The 16966-nt window shown below is 43.2% G+C and carries 14 protein-coding genes, 1 pseudogene and 2 other annotated features; of the genes and pseudogenes, 2 read left to right on the forward strand and 13 right to left on the reverse strand.

Annotation, left to right across the window (positions count from 1 at the left end; all coding sequences use genetic code 11):
* Positions 1-10: 10 nt before the first annotated feature.
* The 3 genes and pseudogenes from MKY17_RS21950 to MKY17_RS21960 all read right to left on the reverse strand — a co-directional run bounded on the left by MKY17_RS21950 (position 11) and on the right by MKY17_RS21960 (position 3188).
* Positions 11-1393 (reverse strand): amino acid permease, encoded by a 1383-nt coding sequence (locus MKY17_RS21950; protein ID WP_098372623.1) that lies wholly within the window; start codon positions 1391-1393, stop codon positions 11-13.
* Between the two features lie 151 nt (positions 1394-1544).
* A pseudogene (locus MKY17_RS21955) lies at positions 1545-1873 on the reverse strand (LysE family transporter); the annotation flags it as partial.
* An 82-nt stretch (positions 1874-1955) separates the two neighbouring features.
* Positions 1956-3188 (reverse strand): MFS transporter, encoded by a 1233-nt coding sequence (locus tag MKY17_RS21960; RefSeq protein ID WP_286177155.1) that lies wholly within the window; start codon positions 3186-3188, stop codon positions 1956-1958.
* A 320-nt stretch (positions 3189-3508) separates the two neighbouring features.
* On the opposite strand from MKY17_RS21960, the gene MKY17_RS21965 reads away from it, so the two are divergent.
* On the forward strand, positions 3509-4135 hold the full coding sequence (locus tag MKY17_RS21965) for a LysE family transporter (RefSeq protein ID WP_098372461.1): 627 nt from the start codon (positions 3509-3511) through the stop codon (positions 4133-4135).
* Positions 4136-4811: 676 nt separating this feature from the next.
* Here MKY17_RS21965 and thrS read toward each other — a convergent pair.
* The gene (gene thrS / locus MKY17_RS21970; RefSeq protein WP_339200671.1) at positions 4812-6731 is read right to left on the reverse strand and encodes a threonine--tRNA ligase; all 1920 of its coding nucleotides are present in this window, start codon (positions 6729-6731) and stop codon (positions 4812-4814) included.
* Between the two features lie 301 nt (positions 6732-7032).
* Positions 7033-7256, reverse strand: a binding site (T-box leader).
* Positions 7257-7286: 30 nt separating this feature from the next.
* Positions 7287-7510, reverse strand: a binding site (T-box leader).
* A gap of 121 nt (positions 7511-7631) precedes the next feature.
* Between thrS and MKY17_RS21975 the strand changes: the two genes are divergently transcribed.
* Complete coding sequence (locus tag MKY17_RS21975) at positions 7632-7907, forward strand: hypothetical protein (RefSeq protein WP_098372463.1); 276 nt, start codon at positions 7632-7634, stop codon at positions 7905-7907.
* A gap of 44 nt (positions 7908-7951) precedes the next feature.
* On the opposite strand, the gene MKY17_RS21980 is transcribed toward MKY17_RS21975, so the two are convergent.
* The 9 genes from MKY17_RS21980 to ablB all read right to left on the reverse strand — a co-directional run bounded on the left by MKY17_RS21980 (position 7952) and on the right by ablB (position 16910).
* A complete protein-coding gene (locus tag MKY17_RS21980) occupies positions 7952-8557 on the reverse strand; it encodes a hypothetical protein (protein WP_098372464.1) in 606 nt (201 codons plus the stop codon).
* A gap of 327 nt (positions 8558-8884) precedes the next feature.
* Positions 8885-10342, reverse strand: coding sequence for an amino acid permease (locus MKY17_RS21985; RefSeq protein WP_098372625.1), 1458 nt, complete (start codon positions 10340-10342; stop codon positions 8885-8887).
* Positions 10343-10464: 122 nt separating this feature from the next.
* A complete protein-coding gene (locus MKY17_RS21990; protein WP_098372465.1) occupies positions 10465-11790 on the reverse strand; it encodes a peptidase in 1326 nt (441 codons plus the stop codon).
* Positions 11791-11801: 11 nt separating this feature from the next.
* Complete coding sequence (locus MKY17_RS21995) at positions 11802-12983, reverse strand: thiolase family protein (RefSeq protein WP_098372466.1); 1182 nt, start codon at positions 12981-12983, stop codon at positions 11802-11804.
* A 19-nt stretch (positions 12984-13002) separates the two neighbouring features.
* Positions 13003-13665, reverse strand: coding sequence for a 3-oxoacid CoA-transferase subunit B (locus MKY17_RS22000; protein WP_098372467.1), 663 nt, complete (start codon positions 13663-13665; stop codon positions 13003-13005).
* Positions 13650-14348, reverse strand: a complete 699-nt coding sequence (locus MKY17_RS22005; protein ID WP_098372468.1) for a CoA transferase subunit A — start codon at positions 14346-14348, stop codon at positions 13650-13652. Before MKY17_RS22005 ends, MKY17_RS22000 begins: the two co-directional genes overlap by 16 nt.
* Before the next feature lie 10 nt (positions 14349-14358).
* Positions 14359-15726, reverse strand: a complete 1368-nt coding sequence (locus MKY17_RS22010) for an aspartate aminotransferase family protein (RefSeq protein WP_339200675.1) — start codon at positions 15724-15726, stop codon at positions 14359-14361.
* A 76-nt stretch (positions 15727-15802) separates the two neighbouring features.
* Complete coding sequence (locus tag MKY17_RS22015) at positions 15803-16033, reverse strand: ferredoxin (RefSeq protein WP_076364212.1); 231 nt, start codon at positions 16031-16033, stop codon at positions 15803-15805.
* 13 nt (positions 16034-16046) lie between these two features.
* Positions 16047-16910 (reverse strand): putative beta-lysine N-acetyltransferase, encoded by an 864-nt coding sequence (gene ablB / locus MKY17_RS22020; RefSeq protein ID WP_214794912.1) that lies wholly within the window; start codon positions 16908-16910, stop codon positions 16047-16049.
* Positions 16911-16966 lie beyond the last annotated feature (56 nt).

The following is a 16966-nucleotide window of genomic DNA, read 5'->3' on the forward strand; positions in this document are numbered from 1 at the left end:
GTTCCTTTTTTCAATCAAGCCCTGATTTACTCGCTTTTGCGGCCATCGCCTTGTTCTTATTCCAAACCTTGAACTTCATGAAAACGGCGGCAAGACCGATGATCACGATGAATAAAAGGCTGATGAAAAACCCTGGACGTATCTCTTTTTCTAGCAGGGTGCCACTTACGGCGGCTAAAATTAAAAGAAGTCCGAAAACGGCCGTAATCTTACTCCAAACCTTATTTTCCAATATTTTAAAAGAGGAGAGAATGATGAATGCCCAGTTATACAAAAGTAATATTCCAGCTGATGTTGTAATGTATTCATAAATCTTGCCTGGCAGGAGCAAGGCAGTGATGATTGATCCTAAAAGTCCCAAGGCTCCAAGACCGAGTGAGGGCAGTGGAAGGTCCTTGAATTTCTTGATCTTTTGCATGAATAATGCGGGTGCATTCCCATCATCGGAGAGCGTTACCAATAGATTGGTAACACCAAATAGTGAAGCGGTCATCGTCGAGAAACCGGCAATGATGATCGCACCATTAAAAACGTGCGGGAAAAATGCCAGGTGATAACTGTCCAATGCCGAAACGAAGGGGCTTTCTTTTTCACTGAATGCTCCTAATGAAATCATAGTTACTGCTAACCCCAATGAAACTACATATATGATGGTAAGAACAAAGAGCATGATCGTCCCTGCCTTTGGCGCATCTTCCTTCTTTTTAAGCTGCATCGCCATCAGTCCAATGACCTCGATGCCGCCAAACGCATAAAAGGCATAGATAAGGGATATCCAAAACCCTTTTAGCCCTTTTGGAAATAATTCATTGAACTTATTCGGGAATGAGGGCGGTTTCCCTCCATCAAGACCAAACCAGCCGAAAACCGCACATATTGCAATAATGATAAACATAACGATCGCTGCCGTCTTAATTATCGCAAGTATGTTTTCCACTCTGTCGAACCCTTTTGTCCCCAGCAATACCACCACGATCGAAACAATTGCAAAACCGGATGCAAATAGCCACAGAGGTACTTTCGGGAACCAAAATTGAGATAATAGCGAAAGCGCAGTAAGCTGGCTTCCCATGATCAATATATTGGAGGACCAATAATTCCAGCCACAGCTAAAGCCAGCCCATCGTCCAAATGCTTTATTGGCATAATAACAAAAAGAACCCTCTTGGGGATCGGCAGCCGTCATCTTAGCAAGCAGATTATAAACGATGTATGTACCTAGTGCAGCCAATACAAATGAAAATACAATGGATGGCCCCGTCGTTTTAATCCCTATGGTCGAACCGAGGAAATAACCAGTCCCGATCGTACAGCCGACACCGACCAATGATAGCTGCCACCATTTCATATCGCCTTGTTGTTCACCAGATGCTTTGGAATTTTGAGCAGCCATCCCTTTCGCTGAACTGCAATTGGCTTTTGTTGTCATAACAATCCCCCCTTCCATCATTCATAGTGTTGATAATGCCACAATGAATTATGCAAGGAAGAAGTTTACCAAATGATAAATCAAATACCCGAATAAGAATTGAAGTGCTTAAGCATTATGATACGATGGCAGAAATGCCTTGATATGCAAAATAAACACCAAAGCCGATCAAAGATAATCCAGAGATGATCGAAATGGCCATTAAGCTTTTTTCATTTAAAAACCTGCGAAATCCATTCGTTAATGCAGCCACAAAAAAATCCCAGCAGGTAAGACCAAGCAAATCATTCCGCTATAAATGAAAAGTTGGGAGGTCCCATAGCTTGAAGCCGTTTTAGCTAAAACAGATCCATATATACCCAACCAGAATAAAATGGATAATGGACTGGTCACTGACATGATGAATCCGTTCAAAAAACAGGAAATTAAAGAATCTCTATTCCTGTATTGATTTTTTTTGCGTGTTACAAACAAAAAAAAGCCGTGGGAAAACCCGGCTTTTTCGGAGAATTTCTATTGAATCCTATTATGCAGCAGCTTCTTTTTTGTCTGAACTAATGAATTTCAAAACAATCAAGACGATGCCTATGCCTATGATCCCTGTAATGATATAGCTCAAATTGATATGATTTTTCATGACAAGGGACATGACCGGAGGGCCTGCCGCAACTCCGATGAACCTGGATGACATGTAGAAGGAGGTTATCGTCCCCCGCTGTTCCTTTTTTATATTTTGAGTGATGATTGCGTCGAGTGTCGGCAATAACGCACCAATTGCTATGCCAACCAAGCTCGTTACGAGTAATAAAAGGAAAACTTTGTTTTTAGTAAAACCGACAAATACAAGGCTGATTGAAAGGACAATTATACTAATCATGATGATCTTTTTCATGATTGGTAATTCACCCTTGATTTTTTTCCCTGCAACGTAAGAAGACACACAAAGGAAAAATAGCGGGATCGCTATCACTAAACCTTTTTTGACTCCATGCAAATCATGGATTTTTTCCAGATTATCAGACAAAAAGAAAAGAACGCCGAACAAAACCAACATGACAAATACACCAATCAGGAAAACTGTATATAACCATTTTCCTTCCTGCTTGAATATTTTTTTCGTATCATGCCAAAATTCTTTGAATTTCTTCGGATCATCCTTTTCCTTTGGTACCTTTATAAAGAAAAAGACCAAGACAATAGATATTAAACTGAAGAATGAAATCGAGAAGAATGGTAAAAACCAGATAAATGCAGCAAACAGGGAACCCAATATTGGACTAAGCACTTTCCCAAATGTATTCGAGGTTTCTATGATACCCAGACAAGAACTCGTTTTTTCATCATCATCCTTGTATAAATCCCCCACCAGAGGCAAAATGATAGGTGAGGCACCAGATGCCCCAATCCCCTGCAATACCCTCCCGATGATGATCCATGTATAGGGATTTTCCATTTTCCATGAAGCATAACCTGCGACCAATCCACCAATAAGGGCTAGGATCAGACTTGGCAGGATCACCATCTTCCGTCCGAATCGATCTGATAAATAACCTGCTATGGGAATTAAAAAAATGGATGCAACGGAATAGCTTGTTATTACCATGCTTGATTGAAATGAAGATATCCCCACCTTATCCTCGAAAATGGGCAAAACCGGGATAAGCATTGAATTTCCAAGTGTCATCACCAATGGAATTGATGCCATACTGATCAGGCACCACACGCTTACGTCTTTATTTTGCTTCTCATGACCTTCCATACTTACACTCCTCATCCATTATAAAAGCAACTTATTGCATAAAAGGTAACCATTTGTGAAATCAATATGTTTTGCATCATTTTTTAGATGTCTTAAATTATTATGTTATAGCTTTGATGGATTTATTCAGTAGCGCTTTTCCCAAAATTACCCCTTTTGACCTTTAAAATATTCTTCTCTTTTTTTACATTTGTTACGACTAGGTAAACAGCAAACGAGACTATGATTCACCGTCAAAAAAGGACTAAAAAGGTGGTACAAGTCCAATTGTTTGAATACATTCAAATATGCGAAGATGTATCAAACGATGAGGTGATGAATTGGGTGTTTTTTTCAGCTATGTATTATTAGGTTTATCACTGGCGGCTCCTATCGGACCCATAAACGCTGCTCAATTGGACAAAGGAATCAAGAAGGGTTTTTGGCATGCCTGGATTTTTGGCTGGGGTGCCATTTTAGCGGATTTTGTTTTTATAGCCCTCGTCTTTTTCGGTGTCGTCCACTTTTTGGACACCCCCTTCATGAAGACATTTTTATGGCTTTTTGGATTTTTCGTCCTGACCTATACCGGAATCGAAAGTCTGCTAAGTGCAGGTAAGATTGAAGTGAATGCACGAAAAGCGAAAGATTCCCTTTTTTCTTCATTCCTGACAGGATTCATCATGTCCCTTTCGAATCCTTTATCCATTTTGTTTTGGCTGGGGATTTATGGATCCATTCTCGCAAACTCCGCTTCAAAATATGATATGGATCATTTACTTTTTTACAGTTCAGGTATCCTTGTCGGCCTCTTAACCTGGGATTTCGCAATGGCCATCATCGCCAGCACCTTCAGACGCTTTTTATCCAAACCCATTCTAATGGGCATCTCGATCATTTCGGGTATATCCCTTATAGGGATTGGCATTTACTTTGCCATCCAAGCAGCCAAGGTTTTATTTACATAAGCATTTACTCGTGAGTTCGTATTAAATAGATAAAACAGGCCGCCTATTTTATTATCCTTCTTTGTCCATGCCAGACACTTATCCCCCATTGTTCATAGCCTGAAAGGGTAAACACAAAGTATAATCACGGTTATTACTTTTATATGTTCCATACTTTACTGTTCCATATTATTACGATAATTCTTATGTTAATTTGCCTTATTATGATGACAGACTGCCAGTACAAACACTGGTTCCAGTAACCACTATTCAGAGCCATTTAAACGCAGGCCGACAAGGTCAACGTTTCAGAGGTTTTTTGGGGTAACACCCTGCACACCTTTATTTTAATGGGGAAATAATGCTACTGGTATGGTACAGATACTTGAAGGTGGCATTCCAAATGAGGTTCATCATACAGATATAGTTGGATTACAATACCTAGGATTAACCTGCCCTGGCGGCGGGCACGGCGGCCCGGGTCGTAACTGTTTCCAGCAGTTCATTCCGGGCGTTGGCTGGGTATGGATTTGTAGATAGAAAAAAGACAGCCGATTTATTCGGCTGTCTTTTTTTATCCAAACCTAATCTCAGGAGCATTTACTCGTGAGTTTTGCGCATTTACTCGTGAGTTTCGCGCATTTACTCGTGAGTTTCGTGCATTTACTCGTGAATTCCGGATTAGGCTGCTTTCTTGTTAGATGCTGCGTTCTTTTATTTGCTGGGCCATTTTCATGATGAACGTTTCTATTGCGACATTTTCAACTTCTTGTTCCCCGTATTTCCGGACATTCACTTCATTTTCTTTCTCTTCTTTATCTCCAAGAACCAGCATATATGGGATTTTTCCCAACTGTGCTTCCCTGACTTTATACCCCAGCTTTTCATTCCGATCATCAATTTTCACTCTTATGCCTTGATTCTTCAGTTCTTTTTGAACCTTTAAACAATAATTCAAATGAACTTGTGAGACAGGGATGATCTGTACTTGCACCGGGGCAAGCCATGCCGGAAAAGCACCGGCAAAGTGTTCTATCAGAATTCCAAAAAAACGATCGATCGATCCAAAAATGGCACGATGAATGACGACCGGACGAACTTTTTCATTATTTTCATTGATGTAATTCAGATCAAATTTGTCGGGCATTTGAAAATCAAGTTGGATTGTTGCACATTGGTGGCTTCGTTTTAATGCATCTTTAATATGAAAATCAATTTTCGGTCCATAAAATGCTCCGTCCCCTTCATTTACTTGATAATGTATCCCGATGCTTTCCAGAACATTTTTCAAGGCTGTTTCAGAAGCTTCCCAAAGGGAATCATCGCCCATGGAATCCTCTGGACGCGTCGAGAGCTCCACGGAATACTCGAATCCAAAAGTGCGATACACCTTATCAATCAGATGAAACACTTGTTTAATTTCGCTTTCGATTTGATCCTGCCGAACATAGATGTGGGCATCATCCTGACAAAATGTACGGACCCGCAGCATCCCGTTCAATGCACCGCTATATTCATGACGGTGGACTTGCCCGAATTCGGCCATCCGGATTGGCAAATCCCTGTAAGAATAAAGACTGTTTTTGAAAATAAGCATATGACCCGGACAGTTCATTGGCTTCATCGCGAATTTTGTTTGATCCACCTCAGTGAAGTACATATTCTCATGGTAATGATCCCAGTGACCCGATTGTTCCCATAACCGCTGGTTCATCATGAAAGGAGTCCGAACTTCGTCGTAATCAGCTTCAGTCTGAAGCTCCCGCGAGAATTTCTCCAATTCATTTCTAACGATTTGCCCTTTCGGTAAATAAAACGGCATTCCAGGGGCTTCCTCCGAAAACATGAATAACTCCAACTGCTTCCCTAATTTACGGTGATCACGTTTGGCCGCTTCTTCCAGGAATTCAAAGTATTCATGTAGATCCTTTTTCTTTCGGAATGCCACGCCATACACCCTTTGAAGAACTTCATTTTGATTGTCTCCCCGCCAATAGGCACCAGATACACGAGTCAATTTGAACGATTTTACAAATGATGTGGATGGAAGGTGCGGCCCTCTGCAAAGATCGACGAATTCCCCCTGTTGATAGAGCGTTAATTTTTGACCATTAGGGATGTTCTTTGCTATATCCAACTTGAATGACTCCCCTCTGCCCTCGAATAACTTCACAGCTTCTTCATAAGTCACTTCGATCCTTTTGATTTCCAGATTTTCACTTATGATATGTTCCATCTCTTTTTCAATAGCTTGTAGATCTTCTGGGCTCAAAGGATGGTCTAACTTAAAATCATAGTAAAATCCATCTTCCACGACTGGCCCCATTCCTAATTCCACATTTCGGTATAATCTTTTCACAGCCTGTGCCAAAACATGCGCCGATGTATGTCGTAATACTTGCAATCCTTCATCCGAATCCAGAGTCAAAATCGATAGTTCTGCATCATCATTCAGCTTGTGACTTAGATCAACCAGTTGCTTATCCAGTTTTCCTGCTACTGCCTTTTTCCTTAAACTTGAACTGATGGACCCTGCCACACTTTCCACTGTCATCCCTTGCTGATATTCCTTTTGCTGCCCATCCGGGAATTGAACTTTAATCATTTTTTCACCCATCACATAAACACCCCTTTTTAAGTAATAAAAAACGCACCCATCCCTAAGTAAGGGACGAGTGCGTTTACCCGTGGTTCCACCCAATTTCCCATAGAGCAAGAAACACTCATGGCTCTGGAGCTTGTAACGCAGCTTAGACGATATCAGTTACTTTTGTTCACCGATATAGCTCAAAGGCGGTAAAACATTTTCCTAAGCCAGGAAGTTCGCAGCTTCTCTTCCCTCTCTGAAGACCGTAAAAATGATTCATGTCCTTATCATGGCAATATTTTTATATATAAAAAAACGCACCCATCCCTAAGTAAGGGACGAGTGCGTTTATACCCGTGATTCCACCCAATTTCCCATAAGCAAGAAACACTCATGGCTCTGGAGCTTGTAACGCAGCTTAGACGATATCAGTTACTCTTGTTCACCGATATGGCTCAAAGGCGGTAAAACATTTTCCTAAGCCAGGAAGTTCTCAGCTTCTCTTCCCTCTCTGAAGACCGTAAAAATGATTCATGTCCTTATCATGGCAATAATTATAATAATAAAAAACGCACCCATCCCTAAGTAAGGGACGAGTGCGTTTATACCCGTGATTCCACCCAATTTCCCATAAGCAAGAATCACTCATGGCTCTGGAGCTTGTAACGCAGCTTAGACGATATCAGTTACTTTTGTTCACCGATATGGCTCAAAGGCGGTAAAACATTTTCCTAAGCCAGGAAGTTCGCAGCTTCTCTTCCCTCTCTGAAGACCGTAAAAATGATTCATGTCCTTATCAATGCTTCTAAAATGAAAATGGATTTTTATATTGTTATATATATTACAATATATTCCCATAAGTGACAACCTCAAATTTTTTAATTTCATTGCAAACACTGAATTGGTATAATTAGTAAAAAAGGAGTCACTATGAAACGTTTAAGCAATTGGTCTATTGTATTTGCAGTGATTGGTACACTATCATTTTGCTGTTCCCTTGCTTTACCAAAAGCCTCCGAGCAGCTTATGATATCGGGATTCGGTGCGTTAGTTATTGGTATGTTATGCAGTTTCGGGGCCATGTATAAAAATGAAAAAGGAAAGTCGAAATTTTTGGCTGTGGCTGCATTCTTTCTTTTAAGTTTCATTCTCGTTTGGAATGAACCATTTCAAATTGTCAGGCTCTTGACCTGGATGAAAAATTAATCAAAATGAAAAACCCGTTTGCCATGACGGGTTTTTTGATTGGTTCAATCTTCATCGGCTATCGTTCGATTTGATTTCTTTAATCTAAGCCATAGCGTAAGTCCAGTGGACCAAAGAATTAGCGCGCATCCAAAGCCGAGCAATGATAACGGTGCAAGGATTTGATGCTCCCCAAACATGACAGTATCTGGCACAATAAGCAATGTGATAAGCGCCAATAAACAGAGAAGCACTCCTGTTGCATAGTAAACCTTGATTTGGAAAAGTGACGCCAAAGGTAAAAAATGAATCCCTACAATAATGGCGATGACTCCCGGTATAAGATCGGTCTGATTGATCAAGTTACAGACGGCAATGGCAATCCCAATCAGCACCGCTTCGGCAATGAAGACCATATTAAACAAAAATCCGATACGCTTCAGACGCCTAGCCCCATTTTCTGAAACTTGATTGGACATTTTTTGTGATGCATGAATTAATGAAATGCCTTCGATAACCATTATGATTCCTACGAATATGGCTGCGAGTTCCACGTAGGGAAACCCCCACCCCTGCAATCCCATTATACCAGTACCTGCCCACAGTGTACCGAAGACCGCCATGAAAATGACTCCAATTCCAGAACCGCGATAAGCCTCTTTCATCCTCATTTTCCTTTCATCCACATAATAAAAGTACATAGATTAATAGTATTGCACACCTTCCCCAATTATTCAGTTATAAAAAATGGTTTATTGAAAAAATTACCATGATGCGAATTTTAATAGAAAATTGCCGCTTTCGTCGATATAATTGCCGTTTTCGTCGATATATTTCTATTTTCGTCGATATAACTGGATTTTCGGAGATATATTCCTATTTTCGTCGATATATCTCTATTTTCGGAGATATAACTGGATTTTCGTCCGATATCGTCTAATTAAAGTCCATAAAAAACCTGAGTCCCCAAAGGGATCTCAGGTTTTTATCTATTCATATCAAGCCACATCTGATTTATCAAATTGACAATCTTTTAATGATATTAATTTGGTCTTGTGATAAATCTTGTATCCTAACCAGATCGCCAGAAATATCGGTAATCCGATATAGGAGACGGCGACGCCATACCAGTCGATGCTGCCACTTAGGAATGCTTGATAGTTCTGCCCTGCAATGACACCCATGCAAAGGACGAATGATAGGATCGGACCGAGCGGAAACCATTTTGCTTTATATTTCAATTCGTTCAAATCACCGCCCTGTGCAACATATGCACGTCTAAAGCGATAATGGCTAATTGCAATACCAATCCAGGCGATGAAGCCGGTTAGCCCGGATGCATTCAATAGCCATGTAAATACATGGTCCCCAAAAATGGATGTCAAGAAGGCGAGCCCGCCAATTAATGCCGTTAGAATCAAAGCATTCATCGGGATTCCCCTGCGATTGACTTTGGCGAGGAATTGGGGAGCTTGTTTATCTTTCGCCATCGACCATAACATCCGCGTTGATGCATATAGTCCCGAGTTCCCTGCGGATAGTAAGGAAGTCAATACGACCGCATTCATGACGGATGCCGCGAATGCCAGTCCTGCCCGTTCAAAGACGAGTGTGAAAGGGCTTACAGAAATGTTTTCGACATCCCCGTTCAGCAAACTTGGACTTGTATACGGAATCAAGAGGCCGAGTATCAGGATGGCCCCGATGTAAAATAACAGGATGCGCCAAAATACTTGGCGGATCGCATTCGGAACATTTTTTTCGGGATTCTCACTTTCCCCGGCAGCAATACCAACCAGTTCCGTGCCTTGAAAAGAAAATCCCGCTATAAGAAAGATTGAGATGATCGATAAAAATCCTCCCTTGAATGGTGCCTCGTCCATGGTGAAGTTTTCAAATCCGATCACCTTTCCGCCAAAAACCCCAAATATGGTCAATAAACCAATAATGATGAAGCAAATGATGGCAATGACTTTTATTAAGGCAAACCAATATTCAGATTCACCATAGCTTTTAATGGATAGGGCGTTGAGGGTGAAGACGATTCCAAGAAATAATGCACTCCATATAAGGCTGGGTACATCAGGGAGCCAGAATTTCATGATGATGGCTGCAGCAGCTATTTCCACGGCAAGGGTGACTGCCCAGTTAAACCAATAATTCCAGCCAAGTGCAAAGCCGAATGCGGGATCAACAAAGCGTGTGGCGTAGGTGGAAAATGATCCCGACACAGGCATATATGTCGCCATTTCCCCTAAGCTCGTCATAAGGAAATAAACCATGATTCCAATGCAGGCATAGGCAGCAAGGGCACCGCCGGGCCCTGCGCTCTGGATGGTTGCCCCGCTTGCCAGGAATAATCCGGTTCCTATTGAACCGCCAATGGCAATCATGGTCATATGCCTTGCTTTCAGTTTCCTTTTAACTGTCGGTTCTTGATTATCAATGAGATTCATGTCCATATGGTTCCTACCTCATTTTCTTTTAAAGTTAAAAGTTCAAGAAATAAAAGAGTTTTTTAACAACCGCTTTGTGAAAGTCTTAATAGTTCGCTTCACTTGCTGGGATACTATCCAGTTTAATTGCCATTGCCTGGTATCGTCTCCCTATTCCCGGCCTGGGTGACCCCATCTTGCTCAGGCTCCATTCCACACCATTGAATTAATGTAAGAGCAATGATTTCGGCTGTTGAGAACACGTTGTCGAGCAGGATGTATTCATTTGGATAGTGTGCAACCTCGGTTACTCCTGGCCCGAAAACGATTGCAGGCGTTTCACCGACATGTGTCAGCAATCCCCCATCCGTTCCCCAAGGGGAGGCCTCAATGACAGGGTCCTGTCCGGCAACTTGCCGATATTGATGAACAAGCGCATTCATCAGTTCATGCTCTACATCAATTGCTCCTGGAACCCAGCGTGCCCCGAACCATTCCAATACGGGCGGGTTTTCCTTGAACCATTGGTCCACTTCCCCCAGCTGTAATAACCAGGCCGCCATTTCATCCTTCGCCTGCTCCATCGTTTCCTCCGGCGCAACGCCCATCCTTCCTTCGATTTTCACAAGGTCAGGGACGGATGACGGCCAATTACCGCCTTCAATGACACCTAGATTGATTGGAATCGGAATAGGCGTGTTCTGATAAAGCGGATCACTGATACGTGCATTTCGCTTTTCTTCCAAGGCACGAATATGATTGATGACAGTCATGCTTTTTTCAATCGCACTAACGCCTTCATACCTTGTTCCGCCATGGGCTGACCGTCCTTTAACATGGATTCGGAACCACATCGAACCCTGCTGTTTCGGGAAGATCCTCATATTCGTCGGTTCAGGGATCAGGGCGGCATCTGCTTTATATCCCCTCAGGACGGCCGCCAATGTTCCGGCCCCACCGCTTTCTTCTTCAATCACACTTTGAAAAATGACATCTCCTTTTAATTGGATGCCATTTTCCTTCAATGCCTGCATCGCAAGGATCAGCGATACATTTCCACCTTTCATATCGGTTACACCGCGACCAAACATTCTTCCATTTTTAATCGCTCCACTATAAGGGTCGTCGTCCCACTGCTCCCGGTCCCCATCCGGAACCACATCGATGTGTCCGTTCAAAATGATGGAACGTCCGCCTCCAGTCCCTTTCATGATACCTACCACATTGGGGCTGTTGGAAAATTCACTGCGTGGAGAATAGAAATAAGAATGCTTTTTCAGCTCGCCGCCGTCAGGTTCCCAACTATCGATCTGCAAACCCATTTCCTGCAGCTTTTGGGCGACGATGGCCTGTGCCCCTGCTTCATTTCCTTGCGTACTTGGGGCTTGAACCATTTTTTGCAATAGGGTTGTTCCTTCTTCCCGATGATCCTTGATCCATTGGTTTATCCGTTTTTTTATATCCGGCACATTTATCCTCCTTAATTACACATATTCTCATAGATTACTGAAAGTCCCATCCCACCTGCCATACACAACGTTACCATTCCATACTTAACTTGTGAACGCAACATTTCATGCATCAGTGTGACTGTCAATTTTGCACCTGTTGCTCCTACAGGGTGACCAAGTGCAATTGCCCCTCCATTGACATTGACAATATCCTGATTCAAATCTAACTCCTTGATCACTGCAAGTGCTTGGGCAGCAAAGGCTTCATTAAGTTCAATCAGTCCGATATCCTCTAACGATAGACCTGCTTTTGCCAATGCCTTTCGAGTTGCTGGTACGGGTCCAATCCCCATAACTCCAGGTTCAACTCCTGCACTGGCGAAAGCCTTTATTTTCAAGAGCGGTTTTAATCCCTTTTCTTCTGCTTGCTGCTTGGACATTAATAGTACAGCTGCAGCTCCATCATTCATAGGACAGGCATTTCCTGCCGTAATGGTTCCTTCATTTTTGAATACTGCTGGAAGACTGGCTAGTTGATCTAGATGAATGTCCTCGCGTACCCCTTCGTCATGATTGAAGATTTGAAGTCCTTTTCGATCCTTGATTTTAAGCGAAATAATTTCTCTATCAAAGCGCCCCTCTACTATAGCTTTCCAAGCCTTCTTGTGGCTTTGATAAGCAAATAGATCCTGTTCTTCACGACGGATACCGTATTTTTCAGCCAAGCGCTCGGCAGTTATTCCCATATGCTCATTTCCCAAGGAACATATTAATCCATCTGCCAGCAGAGCATCCTCCATCGTTACGTTTCCAAATTTACCGCCCCATCTATTTTTCACGATATAAGGCACATTGCTCATGCTCTCCACTCCGCCGGCAATGATTACGTCTTCTTGACCAGCAGCGATAGTTAAAGCGGCGTTGGTAATGGCCTTTAAACCTGATCCACATGCTTTGATTACAACGTGGCCTGGGACACTGTGTGGGAAACAAGCCATCTGCGACGAAATACGGGCCGAGTTAAGTCCGCCTCCGTGGACATAGCCATGTCCGAAAATCACTTCATTTACCTTCTCTTTACCTAATCCAGAATTATCCATTAAACCTTCCAATACTTGACGGCCCAATTCGGTAGCTTTAACATTCCGTAGTGATTTGCCAAAGGATCCAACTGCAGTTCGCGCTCCAGCAACGATGACAACCTCATTCATGCTTTTTTCCTCCTCTTACCTATTCAATGGTGTTGACAGCAGCATGGATTTTCAATGTCGCCTCTGTATTACTTATCACATCATCCACGGTATATGGCGCCATGACTTCCTTCAGCACCAATCCCTCTTCTGTAACTTCCATGACAGCCATATCCGTAATGATTAAATCCACACTCTGCCTTGCCGTCAATGGAAGCGTACATGCCTTCAATATCTTCGATTCGCCCTGCTTATTCACATGATTCATCAGGACGATCACCTTTTTGGCTTTCTGGGCAAGCTCCATTGCCCCGCCCATACCCGGCACCCGCTTTCCTGGGACGATCCAATTCGCCAAATCCCCTTTTTCACTGACTTCCAGGGCTCCAAGGATGGTGATGTCGATGTATCCTTTCCTGATCATTCCAAATGCTGTTGCACTATCAAAATATGAAGCTCCCATTACAGTGGTGATCGGGAACCCTCCCGCATTACAGAGGGCAGGATCTTCTTGCCCGGGATCAGGGCTTGGCCCTGTACCGAGAACTCCGTTTTCCGCATGGAACAGCACATGGATATCTTGAGGAATATGGTCGGCCACCAAGGTAGGGATGCCGATGCCTAAATTGACGATCAATCCGTCATGGATTTCCTTGGCGGCGCGTTTCGCGATGCGATTTCGTACATCTACTGCCATGCCCATTTCCAATTCACCCCTTTTGTCGGAATCACCATATCTACATAAATGCCTGGTGTGGCAATACATTCAGGATCTAATTCGCCTACAGGAACGATTTCCTCCACTTCCGCAATCGTGAAGGTTCCAGCCATCGCTACCAGCGGATTGAAGTTACATGCAGTCTTGTCGTACACTAAATTCCCCAGCGAATCTGCCTTTTTGGCATGGACGATGCTGACTTCAGCCGTCAAAGCGGTTTCCACCAAGTATTCTTTTCCTTCTATCATCATCTTGTCCTTGCCTTCTTCGGCTATCGTACCAATCCCGACATCGACAAAAATCCCGCCTAAGCCTACACCGCCAGCACGAATCCGTTCGGCTAATGTCCCTTGCGGTGAAAATTCTACTTGCAGCTTTCCTTCAGTCATGAGCCTGCCGGCATTAGGATTGGAACCGATATGCGAGGCGATCACTTTCTTTGCCCTTTCAGCAGTCACAAGCCGGCCAATGCCGATGTCAGGGAATCCAGTATCATTGCCAATCAAGGTCAATTCCTTGACGCCCTTGTCAAGGATACCCTGTACGAGTGTCGGAGGAGTCCCCACTCCGCCAAACCCGCCATACATGAGTGTGCATCCATCGGAAATATGCTCCAATGCTTCTTCCATGGTCACAATTTTGTTTTTCTTCATAATGACCTGCTTCATATCGTTCCTCCTAAATAGCCTGCATGTCCTCAATCAAACCTTCCGTGTGCAATTCTTGCTGCAACTCTTCGAGGGAAGCTTCCAGTATCTTGACGAGGGTATCGATTTCTTCATTCGTAATGATTAATGGCGGAGATATGATAACCGCATCGCCAGCAATTCCTTCAATCGCACCTGCAGCAGGATAGATCAACAGCCCCTTAGCAAAAGCCTTATTGACAAGCCTTGTAGTCAGGCCGATCTGCAAGTCGAATGGCGTTTTTGAAATTCGATTGGAGACAAACTCAAGCCCAAGGAGAAGCCCTTTCCCTCTTACATCTCCAATGATGTCGAATTTCTCAGCCAATCCCTCCAGCTTCTTAAACAGATATTGACCTTTCTCTTCCGCTGCCTGAACCAGGTCATTTCGCTCAATGTAGGAAAGCACTTCCAATGAAACGGCTGCAGATAGAGGGTTTGCACTATATGTGTGTCCAGCCATGATTGATTTAGAACCTTTTAAAATGGGCTCCATGACACGGTCACTAATCATCGTGGCTGCGATTGGAGTATAGCCGGCACTCATTCCTTTACCCAATGCGATGATATCCGGGGTGACTCCCCAGTGTTCCATTGCGAACATTTTTCCTGTCCGGCCGATGCCCGTCATTACCTCATCGGCGATAAAGAGAATGTTATAGTTTTCGCAGATTTCCTTAATCCTTTGATAGTAGCCATCCGGCGGTGTTACAGCACCAGCCGATGCCCCGATTATCGGTTCTGCGATGAAGGCTGCGATATTCTCGGAGCCGACCCTTTGAATAGCAGTCTCCAGTTCATCTGCACACTTAAGCTTGCATCCGGAGGTTTCATTATTATAAGGACAGCGATAGCAGTAGGGAGCAGATATGCTAGGAAAATCCTCCAATAGCGGCACAAAACGTTTTCTTCTTGGTACATGACCTGACATCGATAAAGCGCCCATCGTGATCCCGTGATAACTCGTCCACCTTGATATGATGCGATTTTTTCGCTCGAACCCTTTTTCTTGCCAATGTTGTATCGCGATCTTCATTGCCGTTTCGGTCGCTTCCGATCCACTATTCACAAAAAACGACCAATTCAAATCCCCTGGAGCCAACTCACTTAGCTTTTTTGCCAATGCCTCTGCGGCTCCACTCGTAAAATGAGACCTATATGCAAAAGAAACTTTGCGGGCCTGCTCCGTCATTGCCTCGACAACATCCAATACACCATGGCCTATACTTGCTGTGACCGCTCCTGATGAACCGTCTATATACTGTTTTCCATCTATATCATAAAGATAAATTCCATTCCCATGAGAGATAGTGGGATAGTGATGATCTAAAGTAGGCTTAATCAAATGATTCCGTTCCATTTCATCTCTCCTTTTTAACGTTTGTACGCACTGCTCATTATCTATTAATCAATTAAGTTCTTTTAAAAAAACGATTCTACCAACTAAAAGGTTCATCCTGAATCAGGATGGATTCGGTAGGGCAGCCTTCCATAGCATCTTGCATGTCATCATGCAGGATCTCAGGAACTTCGGCAATCCCCTGATTATCGTCCAAGATGACGAAAGCGATCCCTTGATCGTCATAGTCATAAATCTCTGGACCTGTTGCACCGCATGCCCCGCACGCAATACAGGTTTCTTTGTCAACCCATGTGTATTTAGCCATAGAAACAATCCTCCTACTTGACGGATAAATCTTTACCCCAAATATTCATGTCCTCATACTTATCCCAAATATTGCAATTCTTCGTTAATCTGCCTCCATATTCATACCCCAGCTGATGAAAGACTGCGTTCATGCCCATTGACAATGATCGCGCTAATGAATAAGAGCAATAAATGTTTTTCCTGAACAATTCTTGTTCCAATGCGGAGATGAGCACCTTCATGAAACCATGCTTTCGATGTTGGGGAATCGTTGCACAGTCCGTTAATTCAGCATTGTGATACATCTCATTCACTTCAGCGGATGCAGCACTCACGATGGTTCCTTCATATTCGATAACACTAAAGATCGTGCCTTCCTCCATCACTTTCTTGATATATCGCTCATCATTCATCGGTGTAGGATAGGTTTCAAAAATGGCACCATATAACTTCGCCAGCTCCTCTGCATCTTCAACCGTAGCAAACCGGAGGATATAATCCTCAGGTATTTGCTGAGATTCCATCACCCTAGGAATCCGGCTAACATCTTGGATGACTTTATCTTCCTTGACCCAAAAGTCGCTTGTTCGCCTTTCATCCGTTAAATAGAAGGCCATGCAATAAGCATCATTCCCTTTGAAATACTTGCTCAATATGCCTTCCAGCATGAATCCTTGACCCAATGCCGCTGATAGATCTTCATTTCTGGCTTTAAGTATCACTTTAGTGAAGCCCTGCTCCTTTGCGATGGCAAGGGCCCGATCGATCGCTTTTTTGATATTTCCCCGATAATCATCCATGCGTAAGCGCTGATTGGCATGATCATGATAGAGTTCCATCGTATAACAATCCCCAGTCTCCACTTGGGTGAAAAAAGGCAGCTTTTGAACTGGCATTATGTACCCCCCTTATTTAAAGAATTCGGGAGAAGAGATGCATATCATCCGCTTCT

Origin of the sequence: Peribacillus sp. FSL P2-0133 (assembly GCF_037975445.1) — a bacterium.
In the GTDB taxonomy this organism is placed as follows: domain Bacteria; phylum Bacillota; class Bacilli; order Bacillales; family DSM-1321; genus Peribacillus; species Peribacillus simplex_E.

Coding starts and splice junctions, on each gene's coding strand:
- MKY17_RS21950 (WP_098372623.1), bottom strand. CDS start 1,393: ATGGCTGCTCAAAATTCCAAAGCATCTGGTGAACAACAAGGCGATATG.
- MKY17_RS21960 (WP_286177155.1), bottom strand. CDS start 3,188: ATGGAAGGTCATGAGAAGCAAAATAAAGACGTAAGCGTGTGGTGCCTG.
- thrS (WP_339200671.1), bottom strand. CDS start 6,731: ATGGGTGAAAAAATGATTAAAGTTCAATTCCCGGATGGGCAGCAAAAG.
- MKY17_RS21975 (WP_098372463.1), top strand. CDS start 7,632: ATGAAACGTTTAAGCAATTGGTCTATTGTATTTGCAGTGATTGGTACA.
- MKY17_RS21980 (WP_098372464.1), bottom strand. CDS start 8,557: ATGAGGATGAAAGAGGCTTATCGCGGTTCTGGAATTGGAGTCATTTTC.
- MKY17_RS21985 (WP_098372625.1), bottom strand. CDS start 10,342: ATGAATCTCATTGATAATCAAGAACCGACAGTTAAAAGGAAACTGAAA.
- MKY17_RS21995 (WP_098372466.1), bottom strand. CDS start 12,983: ATGAATGAGGTTGTCATCGTTGCTGGAGCGCGAACTGCAGTTGGATCC.
- MKY17_RS22000 (WP_098372467.1), bottom strand. CDS start 13,665: ATGGGCATGGCAGTAGATGTACGAAATCGCATCGCGAAACGCGCCGCC.
- MKY17_RS22005 (WP_098372468.1), bottom strand. CDS start 14,348: ATGAAGCAGGTCATTATGAAGAAAAACAAAATTGTGACCATGGAAGAA.
- MKY17_RS22010 (WP_339200675.1), bottom strand. CDS start 15,726: ATGGAACGGAATCATTTGATTAAGCCTACTTTAGATCATCACTATCCC.
- MKY17_RS22015 (WP_076364212.1), bottom strand. CDS start 16,033: ATGGCTAAATACACATGGGTTGACAAAGAAACCTGTATTGCGTGCGGG.
- ablB (WP_214794912.1), bottom strand. CDS start 16,910: ATGCCAGTTCAAAAGCTGCCTTTTTTCACCCAAGTGGAGACTGGGGAT.